Raw genomic sequence first — 17,352 nt, forward strand, 5'->3', positions numbered from 1 at the left:
CCCAGCAAGAGAGTTCGAGAGTCCGAGAGGAGCACACGATGAAAGTCAGCGACATCCTTCGCGTCAAGGGCAACACGCTCTTCACCATCACGCCAGACGACCTGCTGGCAGAAGCCGCCACCACGATGGCGGAAAAGGACATCGGCTCCCTCGTGGTCATGGAGCATGGCGATCTGGTCGGCATGCTCACCTTCCGCGAAGTGATCGTGGCCATCGTGGGCAACGGCGGCCAGGTCGGGACCACGCTGGTGCGCAAGGCCATGGACGACGCCCCCGTCACCTGCACCCTGGAGACCGACCTCGACGAGATCCGCCGCATCATGCTGGAGCGCCACGCGCGCTACATGCCCGTGATGGACAAGCGCATGCTGATGGGCGTGATCAGCTTCTACGACGTGGCCAAGGCCGTGGTGGACAGCCAGAATTTCGAAAACAAGATGCTCAAGGCCTACATCCGCGACTGGCCTGCGGAAGACGAGAGCAAGACCGGCTGATCTGCCGACCTGCAGCAGGCGGCATCACTCCTTGATGTTGGCGGTCTGCACGATTTTCTGATTGCGGCTGTATTCGGCCTGCACGAATTTGCCGAACGATTCCGGCGTGCCGCTCCCCGGCAGCGCACCTTGCTCCATCAGCTTGGAGCGCACCCCTTCCTCCTGCAGCACCGCATTGAGTTCCTGGTTGATCTGCGCAACCACGGCCGGCGGCGTTTTCGCAGGTGCGAAGATGCCCGTCCAGCTCACCATGTCATAGCCCTTCAGGCCCGGCATCTCGTCGAAGGTGGGCACGCCGGGCAGCGCGGCCAGGCGCTTGTTGCTGGTGATGCCCAGCGCCTTCAGGCGCTTGCCGTTCACATGCGGGATGGCGCTGGTGCTCACCAGCATCGCGAGGTCGACCTGGTTGCCGATCACGTCGGTGGCAATCTGTGCGCCGCCGCGGTAGGGCACATGCGTGACGAAGATGCCGCTGCGTTCCTTCAGCAACTCCATCGCCAGCTGCAGCACGGTGCCCACGCCCGAGGTGGCGTAGTTGTACTGGCCCGGCTTGGCCTTGGCGAGCTTCACGAAATCGGCGAAGGTCTGCGCCTCCAGGCCGGGCCGCGCGACCAGCACCATCGGCGCCGTGTTGAGCAGACCCACCGGTGCCAGGTCTTTCAGCGGATCGAAGCGGAAGGCCGTCGGGTTCACCAGCTTGCCGATGGCGATCGCGCTGTCCGGCCCGACCACCAGCGTGTAGCCGTCGGGCGCGGCGTTCACGGCCTTGGCCACGCCGATGGCGCCGCCCGCGCCGCTCACGTTGTCGATCACGACCGATTGCTTGAGCCGCTCGCCGAGCCGCTGGGCGACGAGGCGCGCGTTGACGTCCACGCTCCCGCCGGCCGTGTACGGCACGATCAGCGTGATGGGCTTGGCGGTCGGCCACGCCTGCGCAAGCGCGGCGGTGGGCAGTGCTGCGCAAAGTGCGGCGGCGAGGAGAAGGCGTCGGGGCGTGTTCATGGCGTGGTTCATCCGGGGATAGAAGGCGTGGGTTCGGTATCGAGGCGGGCGCGCAGCGTGTCGAACGCCTCGCTCCACTGCATGCGCCATTCGCGGCGTTGCGTGTCGGCTATCCATGCGCCGTCCAAGCCGTTGTGCATGAAGCCGCGCAGGTCGGTAAGGCCGAAGCCGAAGTCGCGCACCATCATCAGCCACGCCCCGGTGGGCGTGACCTTGTGCAGCGTCGGGTCGTCGGTGTTGGGGTGGATGCGCAGGCCCAGCCCGGGCATGCGGCGGATCGGATGGTCCAGCGCCCAGCGCTCGGGCGGCAGCGTTCGCAGGTAGTACGAGTTGGTCGGCACCACGGTGAAAAGCACGCCACGCTCGGCGCATTCGCGCGCGAAGTCGGGCTGGTCGACCACCGTGTAGCCGTGGTCGATGCGGTCCACCTGCAGCACGTCGAGCGCGGTGCGCACGTTGGTCCAGGGCATGCCGAACTCGCCGGCATGCGCGGTGGTCTTGAGGCCCGCCTTCTTCGCCGCGGCATAGGCCTGCGTGAACAGTTCCGGCGGCCGGTCGACCTCGCGGTAGTCGATGCCGATGCCGATCACCTCGTCGCAGCGGTGGGCCTTGACCCACTCGACCATCTCCAACGCCGCCTCGGGGCTGGCCTCGCGGTCGATGGCGGCGATGAGCCGGCCGGTGATGCCGAACTCCTGCTGCGCGTCCTGTATCGCGCGGACGATCGCGGCCTGCGCCATCGCGTAGGGAATGCCCGAGCCGTGCACCGTGCCGGTCGGGTTCCAGAAGAACTCCGCATAGCGCACGTTGTGCGAGGCCGCATCCTGCAGGTATTCGAGCGTGAGCTGGTACAGGTCGCCGGGGCCGCGCACCAGTTGCGCGTCGAGCGCGCGCAGCACGCGCAGCACGCCGACCGGCTTTTCGCCGCGCGTGTAGAAACCCTCGATCTCGTCGGCCGCCAGCGGCGCGCCGGCACGCAGGTTGAGTTGCTTGAAGGTTTCGTGCCGCACCGTGCCGAACAGGTGGCAGTGCAGCTCGACCTTGGGGATCGCGCGGAGGAACGATTCCAGCGTGAAGGAAGAGGGGGAGGTGCTGGTCATGCTGACCAGTCTAGGCAGCGCAGCGCCATAAGGAAAATTTTGAATTTCTATAATTTGATTCACCGGATCAATAACCACCGGTGACTGGAGATGCCATGGCCGCCTTGCCCCTGCGTGCGCTCACGCTGCGCCAGCTGCAGTTCTTCTCGGTGCTGGTGGAGGAGGGCCAGTTCGGCCGCGCGGCGCGGCGCCTGGCCATCACGCAGCCCGCGCTCAGCAACGCCATCAAGCAGATGGAAAAGCTGCTCGGCGCCGAATTGCTCACCCGCTCCACCCACCGCCTCGAACTCACGCCCGTGGGCGCCGAGGTGCTGGCGCGCACCGACTTTCTCGTCAACACCTTCGAGGTGGCGCTGCGCGACATCGAGAGCACGGTGCAGCGCGGCCGCGCCTTCGTGCGCGTGGGCGTGATCCCGTCGGCCAGCGCGCGCGTCGCGGCGGCCGTGAGCGAATTCCTCCAACAGGGCGGTCAGCGCGAGGTCGAGCTGGCCTGGCGCGATGCGCCCTCGACCACCCTGCTGGCCGAGTTGCGCAGCGGCCAGCTCGACATGGCGGTGGCGGCCATCACCGAGCCGCCGAACGGGCTGACCTGCATCGACCTCTTCCGCGATCCGCTGGTGCTGGTGGTGCGGCGCGATCACCCGCTGGCCGCGGCGGGCGATGCGACCTGGGAGGCCATCGGCAAGGAGCGCCTCGTGCTGTTCGAGAGCGGCAGCATGCCGGCCCTGGGCAACCCGGCGCGCGCGCAGTTCGCGCAGGGCGCGGAGCCGTACCGCGTGAGCTATTCCGAGACGCTCTACGCGCTGGTGCGCAGCGGCCAGGCGCTGGGGCTGATGCCGCGCCTGTACACCTCGTCGCTGCGCGATCCCGAGCTGGTGGTGCTGCCGCTGCTGACGCCGCGCATCGAACGCCGCGTGGTGCTGGCCTACCTGCCGGGGCCGATGCGCAACGTGGTGGCGCAGGAGCTCATCGCATTACTGCGTAACCGATTGCCCCAGAGTGGAGAGCCCAAAGTGCGCCGTGTCACTCGGGGAACACGCGTTCGACGCCAGCCGTAGCCGGCGCTAAGATGCGCCGCACATGCCTCGCCCGCTCGTCGCCGCCGTGTTCGCGATCCTCCTGTGCTGCCACGGCCTCGTCGTGTTCGCGCAGGGCCTGGTCGACGCGGCAAACCAGCGCGACGAGGTGGCGCACGTGCTCTTTGCCGACGCGTCCGCAACGGCCGATGCAGCGTGCGCAGTCGGTGCCACGCAGCCCGCGGACGACGCGGACCTGGACATCGGCCACAGCATCGAAGCCCCTTTCGTCGAGCACCTGTTCAGCATCGCGCCCCTTGCGGCGTCGCCGCCGGAATTCGCACCGGCGTTCTTCCCGCTGACCTTTCTCCCGCGGCCTGCGCGGCCGCCCCAGCTTCTCGCCTCCTTCGCGTAGGTCCGGGCCTTTTGGCCTGCCGACCACGCGCTTGTGCGCGCAGCCTTGCCCATCGCATGCGCTTGCGCTACCCATGCCATTCGCGCCACCGGCTCGCGATGGCACCCGACAAGCAAGAAAGAGGAACGAGGAGAAGACATGAAGCAATCACGAGACGTCATGTTCGCGAGGCTGGCCAATTTCCGCATCGATGCCGATGCCCTGCGGCGCCATTTCCTGGACCACGTCTGCACGCTGCCGTCGATGCCGTACCGCGACAACCGCGTGGACTACATCGGCTGGGCCGTGACCAGCCGCGACGGCACGCTGACCGACGGCATCCGCCGGATTCCCGGCAAGCAGCCCTTCGTGCCCGGCACCGCGCCGACGGACGCCTGTTCGGGCTACCTCGCCGAGGTGATGGACGCCTTGCGCGACGCGGGCCTTGCGCCCTTCCGCGCGCGCATCATGCAGCTGGAGAGCGAAGGCGCCGAGATGCCGCTGCACACCGATGCGCTCAGGGAAACCTGGCGCCTGCACATCCCGATCATCACCAACCCCAATTGCTTCTTCGAGTGGCAGCGCGCCGACGGCAGCATCGAGAGCGTGCACCTCCCCGCCGACGGGTCGGCCTGGCTGGTGCGGGTGGATGTGAACCACCGCGCCGTGAACCGCAGCAACGAGCCCTCCAGCCGCGCCCACCTGCTGATGGGCCTGAACCCGGGGCCCGAATTCCACATGCTGGCCGAGCCGTGGCTGCCGGTGTTCCAGAAGACCGACGCCTTCGCGGCGACGGAATGACCGATGCCCACCGGTGACGTGAACGGTTTCGGCGCATGGAAATCCGCAGAGGACATCGATGCCGACCTGCACGCCTTCAGCAAGTCGGATCAGCTCGAGCTGAGCCTCTACCGCCTGCGCAGCGCGCTCAAGGAAGACCACCCATTCAGCAAAGAGATCCTCCCGAGGTACCAGGACGCGCTGATCCTCTCGGGCAACGTCAACGCGGCGCTGGAACTGCGGGCCAGCGAGCCGTGGAAAGAGGCATTCCAGAAAGACCAGAAGGGGATGGACGTCGCGTTCACGCAGTTGATCGCGGGGCAGATCGCCCAGCTGGCGCGGCGGCTGGAGCAGGTGATCGACGCGTTTCCGTTTGAATTCGCCACTTATCTGGCGGGACTGAAAAGGCATCATGCGGCGACGTACAAAAGCATTGCCGGTATTGCCCGGCCCCTGATCGAGCAGAAATCGCTCGAGAATCCGCAGGACGCAATTGCGTTGAAATTGGCAATTGAAGGATTCGAGGGTTATGGGGAAGATATTCAAAAAGAAATCCTGATCGATTTCTTTGAAAGCCAGAATCACGAAACCCTGTGCAAATTCTTCCAGACCGCGCTTCCGGCGAATGGAAAGATATTCAGGGAATTCGTCGCGGATATCCTGCAGGACGAAAAAGGAATCCGACGGCTGAAGGATGCGGCCATCTGCCGCGTGCTGATTCTGGGGTATGCATTGCTGGACGAGGCGGTCTACGATCGTGCGCTTCAGCAGGTGCGCGAATCTGTCGCGGCTGAAAAAGGTGGCGCCGCGCTGTCCAGCGCGAGAATTGCCCGTGCATTTCGCGTCGCCGTCCAAAGCCCGCCCCGCGAATTGAACAGGCAGCAGCTCGATATTGCGGTTTGCATTTCGGGCCAGATGCGCGGTTATGCGGAGGCCTTCGAGACCTGGAAGCACCTGCACCTCGACGGGCATCGGGTGAAGTATTTCGTCCACACCTGGGAAGACACCGGCTGGCGATTTCCCGATCCGTTGTCAGGAAATGGTGTCGATCGAATATTCAAGCATGCGCCGTTTGCTCACGCCTACAGGCAGGCAGGATTTCAATATGGCCTCGAGGCATTGAAGAAGTCCTATCCGAACTTCTTTTCGAAGCTGGCCGTCTCTTCGACGATCAATGAATCGGATATCAAGGCGATATACGGAAATGACACGGCGGTGGTCATCGAGAGCCATCAAAGACCCGAATTCGAAAACGACGCGAACAATCAACGCAAGATGTTCTACAAGATCCAGGAAGCGCACCGCCTGATGATGGACGACGGTGGCATCTACGATCTCGTTCTGAGAATAAGGCCGGATCGCGCATTCCGGGCGAGCGGCAAAAAAGCGGACTGGATAAAAATGGCCGAAGAATGCCGTAAACAGCGAATCATCTATTTCAACAACCTGATGGTCACCAAGACGCTTTACGCGGGCGATCAATTCGCCATCGGATCGCCCGAGGCCATTGGGTGCTACGCCAATACGCTGAGGCTCCAGACCCAGGCCATCGATGAAAAATGGTTCGGATTCCCGAGGCGGCTGCGCTCGCACTGCTCGCTCGCACATTCGCTGCTGTTCCAGGGCGTGCGGCGCCGTCCCCTCGAAAACATCGTGCCGGTCGAAGCGATGCCTGCGGCAGCCTATGGGAAGAATGAATTGCGAAAATTGCTTGCTGTCGATTTGCCCTCGGGGCCGTCGAGCGAAATGGACAAGTTGCTCTGGAATTCCCTGAGTTGAAGAATCCGCTGGAATAACCGTGCGAATATCTGCCACAGGCGCCCCGTTGCCGGCCATCCGATTGCCATGGAAGCAGATTTTTGCAGGCGGCGCAATTGCCTATGCCGCCTGCGTGCCTTTGGTGTCTGCCAGGGAATTGCAGGAAGCGCCGGGATGCCGGAATTCGAAGAACCAGCACCGGCTCGAACTGGAACAGAAATTCGAATTCAATGGCATTCGCGTGTTCTATACGCAATCGGGACCGCATGCGCTGTATACCAATGCAGATCTCAATCGCAACGGCGTGCCCGATATCGTCGAGGATGCGGCGCTCCATCTGGACACCGTCCGTCAGATCTTCAACCGCAACGGATTTCGCGACCCACTCACCAGCCCGAGATTCCGGCAGGCCGAATCCATCGATATCGATTTCCTGAATTTTGATGTCTACAGTCCTGAAATCACAGACAAGCGCGGCCTGTCGTTTTCGGCAGTCATCCGTTATCCGGAAAGCCGCATCCGGGCCGAAAAATGCTCGATTTCAATGGCCATCAATTCCGCATTGAAGGGTAATCACGAGCGGGTGAAGGATTTTTTGATTCCGCATGAATTGTTCCATCTCTACCAATACGGCTACACCATGTTCCGCGCCAGCTGGTTTCTCGAAGGCATGGCCAAGTGGGCGGAATGGGTCACCCTGGCGGAAAACGATCGCAATCCGAAATTGTGGAGCACGCCGCTGCCTTCATCATTGCAGGAGTTGAACGATCAGGTTTTTCTCAATCCCAATCCCTATGATGTCCGGCATTTTTGGAATCGATTGGCCGAACTCATCAAGAAAAAGGAATTTCCCATGATCATTCCCCCGGAACTGCGGGACCGGAAATTCGCCGATGGCACGCCGGTGATCAAGGACAACATCTGGCGTGGCCGCTCCCTGATGTTGAAGATCCTGGAAGGGCTGGACGAGGAAGACGACGTGGTGGGCCAGGAAAAGAATCTGCCGCCCTATGCCTGGGCCAACGAGGTCCAGCGCGCCGCAATCCACAATCCACGGCTGATGAAAATCGTGCAGCGCGCGCTGGCGTCCTATTCGATTTCGGGTGCGGAGGTCAAACAATTCCTCGCCATCGACCCGGGGCAGGTCCAGTGATTGTCATCACCTCCGCCGCCTACGTCGATTCGGAATTGCAATCGGAATTCGGCCGTCTGCCGCCCGCGTTTCTTCCCGTGGGCAACCGCCGCCTGTTCCTGCGGCAGTTCGCGGTGCTGCAAGCGCGCTTTCCCGGCGAGACCCTCTACCTCTCGCTGCCCGAGAGCTACGCCATCCCGCACCGCGATGCGCACGCGCTGCAGGCGCAGGCGGTGCAGGTGCTGCGGGTGCCCGATGGGCTGACCCTGGCCGATTCGGTGCTGTTCTCGATCAACACGATCGGCAACTACGACGAGGGGCTGCGCATCCTGCACGGCGACACGCTGATCCAGGACCTTCCGGCGGGCTGGGATTGCCTCTGCGTGGCCGAATCCGCGGACGACTACGACTGGCATGTCGACCCCGGCCCGGACGCCGGCACGCGTGTGTGGTGCGGCTACTTCGCCTTCCGGTCGGTGGGGCGTCTGGCCAGGTGCCTGGTGGCGGCGCGCGGCTCGTTCGAGAAGGCCGTCTCGGCCTACGACGAGGCCTGCTATCTGGAGCGCGTGCACACCGGCGAGTGGTCGGACTTCGGGCACGTCAACACCTTCTATCGCTCGCGCGCGCAGATCACCACGCAGCGCGCGTTCAACGACCTCGCGATCGGCGATCGCCGCGTACGCAAGACGGGCAGGCCCGCCGAGAAGATCCGCGCGGAGGCGCAGTGGTTCGGCGCACTGCCGCCGCGCCTTCGGGTGTACGCGCCGCAGCTGCTGGACCACGGCCCGGTCGCACCCGATGGCTACGGCTACGAGCTGGAGTACATGTGCATGGCACCGCTCAACGAGCTGTACGTGCACGGCTCCAACTCGATGGCGTTCTGGTCGCGCGTGTTCAAGCACCTGGCCGACTGGCTGGCCGCCTGCCAGTCGGCCGTGTCCTTGACCGACAGCGAGCGGCAGCTGGTGGCCGAAGACAGCCGCGGCATGCTTGCGGAAAAGACCCGGGCGCGCATGAACGCCTATGCCGACGGGTGCGGGCTGAGCGTGTCGGCGCCCACGCGCCTGAACGGCCGCGCACTGCCGTCGCTCTCGGCCATCCTGGCGCGCTGCATCGAGGCCGCGGCGCGCGTGCCGCTGGTGCCGGGCGTGATGCATGGCGACCTGTGCTTCAGCAACATCCTGTTCGACACGCGCTCGGACTGCATCAAGGTGATCGACCCGCGCGGCCTCAACTTTCGCGGCGAGGCGAGGCTCCTGGGTGACCTGCGCTACGACCTCGCGAAGGTCGCGCATTCGGTGCTCGGCCTGTACGACTACATCGTGGCCGATGCCTTCGACATCGACGACGGCACGGGGCTGGACTTCCAGCTGCGCATCCATGCCGACGAGGACGCCGCCGCCATTCAAAAACTGTTCGCGGGCCTGCCGTTGTTGAACGGCATGACGGCGCGGCATGTCGCACCGGTCACCGTCATGCTGTTCCTGTCGATGCTGCCGCTGCACCAGGACACGCCGCGCCGCCAGCGCGCGATGCTCGCCAACGCATTGCGCCTCTACGAGCACATGGAGCACTGAGAAAAAATGTTCGTCATACCCATGGTGGGCAAGAGCCGCCGTTTCACCGAGGCCGGCTACGCGCTGCCCAAGTACCGCCTGCCGCTGCACGGGCAGACGGTGTTCTTCCATGTCGTGAAGTCGTTCGAACGCTACTTCGAGGACGATCTTTTTCTCTTCGTGGTGCGGCGCGACCATGACATCGCGGGGTTCCTCGAGCAGGAACTGAAGAACCTGGGCGTCAAGGAATTCCGCATCGTCGAGATCGAGGGCGACACGCTCGGACAGGCCGACACGGTGCACCAGGGGCTGCGGCAGATGCCCGGCGACGATGCGCTGTACGTCTTCAACATCGACACCATCCGCCCGGGTTTCAGGAAGTCGCCCTGGGCCGCCGATGCGCAGGGGTACCTGGAGGTGTTCGAGGGAGAGGGCGAGCACTGGTCGTTCGTCGAACCGGGCCCGGGCCATGCGGTGCTCCGGACAACCGAGAAGGAGCGCATCTCCAACCTGTGCAGCGACGGCCTCTATCACTTCACCGACGCGCGGGTCTTCAACGAGGCCTTCGAGCACCAGCGCGCGAACCGTTCGATGACGCGGGGCGAGTACTACATCGCGCCTTGCTACAACGTGCTGATCGAGAAGGGCGGGCGCGTGGCCTACGAACTGATCAACCGCAGCGAAATCGTGTTCTGCGGAACCCCGCAGGAGTACGAAGAGGCGGCTGCGAAGAGGTGGGACTGAAAGCGGCATGAAGCCGCTGCGGCTCAGTGCAGCTCGGCCGCTGCGTGGATCGTCTCGCGCACCCGCGGATAGATCTGCGCGTTCCACTTGCTGCCGCTGAACACCCCGTAGTGCCCGACGCCCGCCTGCAGGTGATGCGTCTTGAGGTACGGCCGGATGCCGGTGCAGAGGTCTTGCGCGGCCACCGTCTGGCCGACCGCGCAGATGTCGTCGCGCTCGCCTTCCACCGTGAGCAGCGCGGTGCGGCGGATGGCCGCGGGGTTCACCGTGCGGTCGCCCACGGTGAGCACGCCGCGCGGCAGGTCGTAGGTCTGGAACACGCGCTCCACCGTCTCCAGGTAGAACTCGGCCGGCAGGTCGTTCACCGCGAGGTACTCGTCGTAGAAGGTGCCGATGGTGCGGGCCTTCTCGATGTCGCCTTCGACGAGATGGGTGAACATGTCCTGGAACTGCTTCTTGTGGCGCTCGGGGTTCATGCTCATGAAGGCCGAGAGCTGCAAAAAGCCGGGGTACACGCGCCGCATCGCACCCGCATGCGGCCATGGCACATGGCTGATGAGGTTGCGGCGGAACCACTCGATGGGCTTGCTGGTGGCGAGCACGTTCACACCCGTGGGGTTGATGCGGCAATCGACCGGCCCCGCCATCAGCGTGAGGCTGCGCGGCGTGGCGGGGTTGTCGTCTTCGGCCATGAGCGCGGTGGCGGCGAGCGCGGCCACGCAGGGCTGGCAGACCGCCACCATGTGCACGCCGGGGCCGATGGCTTCGAGGAACTGGATGAGCTGCAGCGTGTAGTCGTCGAGGCTGAACCCGCCATGCCACAGCGGCACGTCGCGCGCGTTGTGCCAGTCGGTCAGATACACGTCGTGGTCGCGCAGCAGCGTGCGCACGGTTTCGCGCAGCAGCGTCGCGAAATGGCCCGACAGTGGTGCAACCAGCAGCACGGGCGGGTGCACGGCCTGGATGTCCTTGCGGAAGTGCAACAGCGTTCCGAAAGGCGCGGTCAGCGTTTTCTCTTCGTGGACAACGACTTCCGCGCCATCGACCATCACCGAGTCGATGCCGTAGGCGGGCCGCGAGTGGGTCAGCCGCATGCGCGAGAACACCTCGAATTGGGCGGCGAGGCGCCGCATCATGGTGCGGTCGGTGCCGTCCTTCCAGAGCGCCTTGCCCCAGTACTGCGCTGCGAGCCGCGAGGGCGAGAAAAGGTCGGCTTGGTTCTGGTAGGCCCGGTACAGCATGCATGGGATGCAGGCAAGTTGCGGGCCAGCCGGGTGGCATGGGGCTTGCACGCGAGCAAGCAACGTCAAGGAGCTTCCCGATGGCCAAACCCGTTCTCACGATCAGCAGCAAGAACTACGGCGCCTGGTCGCTGCGCGGCTGGCTGATGTGCAGGCTGGCGGGGCTGGACTTCAGCGAGAAGATCATTCCGCCCGACGATCCGGCCATGAAGGCCGAGATGCTGCTGCTCTCCTCGTCGATGCTCGTGCCCTCGTTGCAGCACGGCGGCGTGAAGGTGTGGGACACGCTGGCCATCGGCGAATACCTCAACGAGATCAAGCCCAAGGCCGGGCTGCTGCCGGCCGACGCGGCCGCCCGCGCGCACTGCCGTGCGATCTGCGGCGAGATGCATTCGGGCTTCGCGTCGATGCGCGGCGCGCTGCCGATGAACATCAAGGCCCACTTCAAGAACTTCAAGGTGTGGTCGCGCGCGCAGGCGGACATCGACCGCATCGTCGCGATCTGGCGCGAATGCCTCAAGGCCTACGGCGGGCCGTTTTTGTTCGGCAAGCAGCCGGGGATTGCCGATGCGATGTATGCGCCGGTGGTCACGCGGTTCCTGAGCTATGACGTGGCGCTCGACAGCACCTGTGCGGCCTACTGCAAGCGCGTGATGGAGCTGCCGGCGATGAAGGAATGGGTGGCTGCCGCGAAGCAGGAGCCCGAGGAGATCGACGAGCTGGACGCGGAGTTTTGAGCCTGTTCTTCTAGCGCCGGAACATCCGCAGGTCGAGCGCGCTTTCTTCGCCGAGCCACATCGCGTGCGTCGTGTGGTCGGCGAGGTCGTCGCCCGTCACGCCGTGCACGAAGATGTCCAGGCCGTTGCGGTTGGCATCGAGCCATTCGATCACCTGGTCGAACTCGGCGGCATCGAAGGCCAGCTGGCAGCTCCAGTGCGGATGGGGTCCCACGAGCCGTTCGTGCACGCGGCCCACGACAACCATCAGCTCATGGCCAGCACGCTCGCAGAACTCGCGCGCCTGCGCCACCGTGGCGGGGGCGAAGTAGACGTGGGCGTGGTACTGGGGGTAGAGGTTTTCGGGGCGGCGCGGCATGGTGTGTGCATTGTGGCCTCACGGGGCTTCAACTGCGAGGCAGGTGAAAGCGCCCGCTGTAGCGGAACACGTCGCCGAACCAGCGGTGGCGCAGCAGCATCTTCATCGTGAAGTGCTCGGGGCTCGATGGGTCGGGGCGTTCCTCGACATAGGCCGTGCCCATGAAGAGCCCGAGGGGCAGCGGGATGCGAAGGCCCGCGATCCGCCAGATATAGCCCCTGTCGCGGAACACCAGCGCGCCATCTTCCGCGCTCACCGCCAGGCGCATGCCGATGCCGAAGCGCACGTACTCGATCACCTCGGCGCCGTGCGATGCGGTGTGCTCCATGTGCGAGCGGAAGTGGAAGGGCTTGCGACCTGCGAAGTGGAAGACGCGGTCCCAGTACAGGTTCGCATCATCGGGCTGGCAGCGGTAGTGAACCTCGATCGGCACGTCGGTGCCGGTGTAGGGCACGAGCGCGCCGAAAAGGCGCCCGAAGGGCATCAGCAGCGCGGCCCATGGCGCGTGATGGACCTCGCGCATGGTGCCGCGGACGCAGACGTAATCGTCGGAGAACGGCGTCATCGTGTAGTGACGGCGGATCACGTCGCCCAGCTGCGCCCACTCCGCGCCGAGCGCCTGCTGGAAGACGGGTGGCTGCGCCGTCGTCATCGTGCCGCCACCGCCACGGTGCCTTCGCTGCGCGCCTTGTAGAAACGCAGGATGTGCTCTGCCCCGTCGCCCAGCAGGAACTCCGCGACCCGGTCCGCATACCAGTTGAAGCGCGTGCTCACGCGCCACGCCACATCGACGCGCAGCTCGGTGCCGCCGTTGCGCGGCGTCAGCGTGAAGGCCGAGTCGCGCAGGTCGAAGTACTGGCCGCCGATCATCACGTGGTCGTCCAGCGCGCCGGCGGGAAAGGAGTCGGGCGAGAAGCGGTAGCGCCACTTCAGCAGGCGGCCGGGCTGCCACTCGGTGATGACCTCCTCGAAGTGCACGTTCTTCTGCCACAGCACCTTGCGCACGCGGCCTTCGGGCGTCTCCTCGGTCACGCCGGCGAGAGGCAGCGGCACGCCGATGCGATAGGCCCAGGCGTCGTCGACTTCGGCGGGCTGGATGTCGTGCGCATTGTTCAGCTCGTGCCACACGCGTTCGGCCGGCGCGGCGATGAAGAGCGTGCGCGAGGTGGTCGAGAACTGGTCGGGGTTGGGCAGGTGCGGCTCGATGGCGCCGAGCACGAGCGGCAGCATCGCGAAGCTGTAGAGCGCGGGTTTGGGCCAATCGGTGACGCGGCACACGAGCCCCATCGCGAGGCCGCCGACGCTGCCCATGACCGCGAAGAGCGGAACGATGACGACGGCGCAGATCATCCCTTCGATGAACACGAGCAGCGTGCCGATGACGAAGAGCGCGGTCGAGACCCACGGCGCCCAGATGTAGTAGCCCCAGCTGCGCCGCTCGATGCGCTCGGCCATGTACACGGTGACTGCGCCGCACACCGCGGGCGCCAGGTAGACGAAGGCGCCGAGCATTGCCGAGAACGGGTGGCCCGGCCCGCCGCTGAAGGCGATGCGCAGCACGAGCGCGGCCGCCGCGCCGACCAGCAGCGGCCAGAACCAGGCGAAGGGCATGCGGCGGCGGGGCTTGTCCTCCTCTTCTGCATCGGCGGGGGTGATGGGGGCCAACTCGGAGAGCCTGCTTTCTTCGGGTTCGGTGCTCATGGAAACGTCTTCTCCTCTTTTGTGTTGTATCAGTCGGTGCGCTTGGCCGTCACCATGCAGTAGTCGAAGTCGCGCCAAAACATGCCCAGCGCGAGCGCGCAATAGCTCGCCACGATGTGCTTGCGGCGCCACGGGCTCAGCCTGCCGCGCGCCTTCCAGAGTTCGGCCAGCGTGAAGCGCGTGGCCAGCACCGGGATGTGCAGCGCGCTCGGCGCGACGCGCCAGCGCAGCGACTTGAATTCGATGTCTTCGAAGCCGTTGTCGCGCAGCGCCGCAGTGAAGTCGTCGCGCATGGCGAGCGTGGGCACGGCCCAGCTGTCGGCCCAGAGACGGTGCAGCCAATCGGCGATGCGGCCCGGGTTCTTCCGCAGCAGGAAACCATCGACCACCACAAGCCGTGCGCCAGGCTTGAGCAGGCGCGCCGCCTCGCGCACGAAGTCGGCCTTGGCGGTGCCTTCGGCGTAGCAGGCGCTCTCGAGGGCCCAGGCGCCGTCGGCCTGTGCGGCGGGCAGGCCTGTGCGGGTGTAGTCGGCCTCGATGTGGGCCAAGCGGTCTGCGACGCCGGCTGCTGCATCGAGCCGTGCAGAGATGCGGTTCTGCACGGGCACGTTGGTGACGGTGACCGCGTAGAGCGACGGGTCGTCGCCGACCAGCGTGCGCGCGGTGGCGCCGGCGCCGCAGCCCATGTCGATGACACAGCGGCGTTGGCCCGCGGTGGGTTGCATCTCGTCGAGCCGCAACGCGCGGCCGACGGCGCGGTTCATCTCCACCAGCATGCCTTCGCGACGAAGCGGATTGAGCCCCGCGCGCCAGAAGCCGAAGTGCATGTTGTAACTAGGGCTCCAGGCGCTGTAGTCGACCGCCACTTCGGTGAAGTAGTCCTGCGTGTCCTCGGCCGTGATGGGGGCGCTGGCAGTGTGCACAGGCGCATGAGGCGTGGTGGAGGGCATGCGGAAGTCGGGCTGGAAGACGTTGGGCATCAAGGCTCCTTCGGACGTTGGTTCTTGTGTTTCCCTGAGGGCGTGACAGCGTGATCGGTTCAGAGGTGGCAGCGGTCGTCGGCGCAGGTGGCCGGCGCGATGGCGCCGCGGCCTGCGAGGCGCGCTACGAGCCAGCGCGGCAGCCGGTAGCGGTTGCGCGCGAGCACGGCATAGGCGCGGTCGGCGAGTGCGCCGACGACGGGCAGGTCGAGCAGTGCGCCACCGGCGGGCAAACCGACCGCAGCGCGGCAGGCGCGAATCGCCGCGACGCCGGACAGCACAAGACTTGCGGCGTCAACCGCGTGCATCGCCGTCATCAGCGTCTCGCGTGGCGCCGGGCCGGCAGCGAAGCCGAGGGGCGAGCAGTCGACGAGGTTCAGCCGGCCGGCGGCATCGCGTGCGCGCATCGCGCTCATCTCAGCCACGCAGAGCGGGCAGGTGGCGTCGTAGTAGACGGTGAGCGGATAGGTCGTGGCGGTGATGCGGGTCATGGCGTTCTTGGTTCCCGATATTTCTGTCAAAACAGAAATGAATGGGCAAAAAAAGAGGGCTCAGATCATCGGCAGGCTGGCGTGGTGCGCGTCGGGATCGTCACCTTTGCCTGCAGGCGCCGCATCGCCGCGCACAAACTTCTGCACGCTGGCCCCGAGCGTCAGCACCTTGTCGAGCGTGCCGGGCGAGAGCCGCAGCATCTCGTCGGCCCAGGTGGCGAGCTTGTCCATGAGTTCCATGGTGGAGCGGATGCGGTCTTGCGCGTCGGCCGGCTCCTTCTGGAAATCGGGGCTGGACACGAGCTCCCGCAGCACGCGGACGGTGGGGTCGAACTCGCGCTCCTTGCGCTCGCGCACCACGGTGCGGAACAGCTCCCACACGTCGACGCTGGTCTCGAAATAGTCGCGCCGGTCGCCCAGGATGTGGGTGACGCGCACGAGGTTCCAGGCTTGCAGTTCCTTCAGGCTGTTGCTGATGTTGGAGCGCGCCACACCCAGCGTGTCGCAGAGCTCTTCGGCGTGCATCGGCTTGCCGTGGGCGAAGAGCAGGGCGTGGATCTGCGAGACGGTGCGGTTGACGCCCCACATGGAGCCCATTTCGCCCCAGTGGACGACGAACTTGCGTTGAATTTCTGTGAGTTCCATGGGGCCGAGTCTAGGATTTCTTGAGTTTCTGTCAAGAGAGAAATAGAAAAATCGCCACGCCCATGTGAATGGTGGAATACTGTATGAATAAACAGTAAATTCCCTGTTGAGGATTTGCCATGCCACCCGCATCCCCCGTTCCCATCCACATCATCAAAGGGCGAGGTGCGGCCACGCGGCTGGCGCACCGTTTTTCCAAAGACGAGCGCAACGCCTTCGACGACGGCTGGGGCACGCTCGAAGAAGGCGTGGCCGAGGCCGACGAGCTCATGCCCCTCGCGACCGAGGTGCGCTTCGAGGACGTGAAGTCGGTGCTCACCGGAAACGAATCGCCCGACATCTACTTCGACCGCTCGCTCAACCCGTACCGCGGCTGCGAGCACGGCTGCATCTACTGCTTCGCGCGGCCCACGCACAGCTACCTGAACCTCTCGCCCGGCCTCGACTTCGAGACCAAGCTCATCGCCAAGCGCAACATCGTCGAGGTGCTGCGCGCCGAACTCGGACGCAAGAGCTACCGGCCGAGCCAGATCGCGATCGGCACCGCCACCGACTGCTACCAGCCGATCGAGCGCGAGCTGCGGCTTACGCGCTCGGTCATCGAGTTGCTCAAGGAAGTGCGGCATCCGTTCGCGCTGGTCACCAAGTCGAGCGCCGTCGAGCGCGACCTCGACCTCATCGCGCCGATGGCGGCCGAGCACCTCGCGGCGGTGTACGTGACCGTGACCACGCTCGACGGCGAACTCGCCCGCAAGCTCGAGCCGCGCGCTGCCGCGCCGCACCGGCGGCTGCGCACCATCCGCACCTTGGCCGAGGCGGGCGTGCCGGTGGGCGTGAGCGTGGCGCCGCAGATTCCCTTCGTCACCGAAGACATGGAGCATGTGCTCGAAGCCGCCTGGGAGGCCGGCGCGCGCAGCGCGTTCTACACAGTGGTGCGGCTGCCATGGGAGGTGGCACCGCTCTTCAAGGAGTGGCTCGCGCTGCACTACCCGCAGCGCGCGGACCGCATCATGGCGCGCATCCACGAGATGCGCGGCGGCAAGGACTACGACGCCGACTTCGCCACGCGCATGAAGGGCTCGGACCTGTGGGCCGACCTGATCCACCAGCGCTTCCAGAAGGCGACGAATCGCCTGGGCTTCAACCGCGAGCGCATCCCGATGGACCTCACCGCGTTCCGGCCGCCGGGAGCGGTGGGGCAGGGCAATCTGTTCTAGCGAATC

At 65.4% G+C, this 17,352-nt stretch carries 19 protein-coding genes; 10 read left to right on the forward strand and 9 right to left on the reverse strand.

The features are described from left to right. The first annotated feature begins 38 nt into the window (after positions 1-38). Positions 39-494, forward strand: coding sequence for a CBS domain-containing protein (locus tag ACSFA7_RS00535; RefSeq protein WP_042578619.1), 456 nt, complete (start codon positions 39-41; stop codon positions 492-494). Positions 495-518: 24 nt separating this feature from the next. On the opposite strand, the gene ACSFA7_RS00540 is transcribed toward ACSFA7_RS00535, so the two are convergent. Together ACSFA7_RS00540 and ACSFA7_RS00545 are read right to left on the reverse strand one after the other, a co-directional pair. After that, positions 519-1,496, reverse strand: coding sequence for a Bug family tripartite tricarboxylate transporter substrate binding protein (locus ACSFA7_RS00540; RefSeq protein ID WP_435497594.1), 978 nt, complete (start codon positions 1,494-1,496; stop codon positions 519-521). A gap of 8 nt (positions 1,497-1,504) precedes the next feature. Further along, positions 1,505-2,596, reverse strand: a complete 1,092-nt coding sequence (locus ACSFA7_RS00545; RefSeq protein WP_435497595.1) for an adenosine deaminase family protein — start codon at positions 2,594-2,596, stop codon at positions 1,505-1,507. 95 nt (positions 2,597-2,691) lie between these two features. Here ACSFA7_RS00545 and ACSFA7_RS00550 point away from each other — a divergent pair, with 95 nt between their 5' ends. From ACSFA7_RS00550 to ACSFA7_RS00580, 7 genes are all read left to right on the forward strand, one after another. Then, a complete protein-coding gene (locus tag ACSFA7_RS00550) occupies positions 2,692-3,654 on the forward strand; it encodes a LysR family transcriptional regulator (protein ID WP_435497596.1) in 963 nt (320 codons plus the stop codon). Between the two features lie 22 nt (positions 3,655-3,676). Continuing rightward, positions 3,677-4,027 (forward strand): hypothetical protein, encoded by a 351-nt coding sequence (locus ACSFA7_RS00555; RefSeq protein WP_435497597.1) that lies wholly within the window; start codon positions 3,677-3,679, stop codon positions 4,025-4,027. Between the two features lie 138 nt (positions 4,028-4,165). Next, positions 4,166-4,807: an aspartyl/asparaginyl beta-hydroxylase domain-containing protein gene (locus ACSFA7_RS00560; protein ID WP_435497598.1), complete on the forward strand. Its 642-nt coding sequence runs from the start codon at positions 4,166-4,168 to the stop codon at positions 4,805-4,807. A gap of 3 nt (positions 4,808-4,810) precedes the next feature. After that, positions 4,811-6,565 carry a hypothetical protein gene (locus ACSFA7_RS00565; protein ID WP_435497599.1) on the forward strand — a complete coding sequence of 585 codons (1,755 nt, stop codon included), beginning with the start codon at positions 4,811-4,813 and terminating at the stop codon, positions 6,563-6,565. 46 nt (positions 6,566-6,611) lie between these two features. Next, complete coding sequence (locus tag ACSFA7_RS00570; protein WP_435497600.1) at positions 6,612-7,697, forward strand: hypothetical protein; 1,086 nt, start codon at positions 6,612-6,614, stop codon at positions 7,695-7,697. Continuing rightward, positions 7,694-9,253 carry a phosphotransferase gene (locus tag ACSFA7_RS00575; protein WP_435497601.1) on the forward strand — a complete coding sequence of 520 codons (1,560 nt, stop codon included), beginning with the start codon at positions 7,694-7,696 and terminating at the stop codon, positions 9,251-9,253. The genes ACSFA7_RS00570 and ACSFA7_RS00575 overlap by 4 nt, the downstream gene beginning before the upstream one ends. Positions 9,254-9,259: 6 nt before the next feature. Beyond that, positions 9,260-9,976, forward strand: a complete 717-nt coding sequence (locus ACSFA7_RS00580; protein ID WP_435497602.1) for a glycosyltransferase family 2 protein — start codon at positions 9,260-9,262, stop codon at positions 9,974-9,976. A 23-nt stretch (positions 9,977-9,999) separates the two neighbouring features. Here the strand turns inward: ACSFA7_RS00580 and ACSFA7_RS00585 are convergent, their stop codons facing one another. Next, positions 10,000-11,217 (reverse strand): polyhydroxyalkanoate depolymerase, encoded by a 1,218-nt coding sequence (locus tag ACSFA7_RS00585; protein WP_435497603.1) that lies wholly within the window; start codon positions 11,215-11,217, stop codon positions 10,000-10,002. An 80-nt stretch (positions 11,218-11,297) separates the two neighbouring features. On the opposite strand from ACSFA7_RS00585, the gene ACSFA7_RS00590 reads away from it, so the two are divergent. Further along, the gene (locus ACSFA7_RS00590) at positions 11,298-11,954 is read left to right on the forward strand and encodes a glutathione S-transferase family protein (protein WP_307509165.1); all 657 of its coding nucleotides are present in this window, start codon (positions 11,298-11,300) and stop codon (positions 11,952-11,954) included. A gap of 10 nt (positions 11,955-11,964) precedes the next feature. On the opposite strand, the gene ACSFA7_RS00595 is transcribed toward ACSFA7_RS00590, so the two are convergent. From ACSFA7_RS00595 to ACSFA7_RS00620, 6 genes are read right to left on the reverse strand one after another with little or no spacing between them, the layout of a single operon-like run. Next, complete coding sequence (locus ACSFA7_RS00595; RefSeq protein WP_435497604.1) at positions 11,965-12,312, reverse strand: DOPA 4,5-dioxygenase family protein; 348 nt, start codon at positions 12,310-12,312, stop codon at positions 11,965-11,967. 28 nt (positions 12,313-12,340) lie between these two features. Next, positions 12,341-12,964, reverse strand: coding sequence for a DUF4166 domain-containing protein (locus tag ACSFA7_RS00600; RefSeq protein ID WP_435497605.1), 624 nt, complete (start codon positions 12,962-12,964; stop codon positions 12,341-12,343). After that, entirely contained in the window at positions 12,961-14,013 is a 1,053-nt protein-coding gene (locus tag ACSFA7_RS00605; RefSeq protein WP_435497606.1) for an SRPBCC domain-containing protein, read from the reverse strand. Before ACSFA7_RS00605 ends, ACSFA7_RS00600 begins: the two co-directional genes overlap by 4 nt. 29 nt (positions 14,014-14,042) lie before the next feature. Beyond that, entirely contained in the window at positions 14,043-14,993 is a 951-nt protein-coding gene (locus ACSFA7_RS00610; protein WP_435497607.1) for an SAM-dependent methyltransferase, read from the reverse strand. Between the two features lie 59 nt (positions 14,994-15,052). Further along, on the reverse strand, positions 15,053-15,484 hold the full coding sequence (locus ACSFA7_RS00615; RefSeq protein ID WP_435497608.1) for a thiol-disulfide oxidoreductase DCC family protein: 432 nt from the start codon (positions 15,482-15,484) through the stop codon (positions 15,053-15,055). A gap of 60 nt (positions 15,485-15,544) precedes the next feature. After that, positions 15,545-16,129 carry a GbsR/MarR family transcriptional regulator gene (locus ACSFA7_RS00620; RefSeq protein ID WP_435497609.1) on the reverse strand — a complete coding sequence of 195 codons (585 nt, stop codon included), beginning with the start codon at positions 16,127-16,129 and terminating at the stop codon, positions 15,545-15,547. 119 nt (positions 16,130-16,248) lie between these two features. On the opposite strand from ACSFA7_RS00620, the gene ACSFA7_RS00625 reads away from it, so the two are divergent. Next, positions 16,249-17,346 (forward strand): PA0069 family radical SAM protein, encoded by a 1,098-nt coding sequence (locus ACSFA7_RS00625; protein ID WP_435497610.1) that lies wholly within the window; start codon positions 16,249-16,251, stop codon positions 17,344-17,346. The last annotated feature ends 6 nt before the right edge of the window (positions 17,347-17,352 follow it).

Source organism: Variovorax trehalosi (assembly GCF_051216415.1).
Lineage (GTDB): Bacteria > Pseudomonadota > Gammaproteobacteria > Burkholderiales > Burkholderiaceae_C > Variovorax.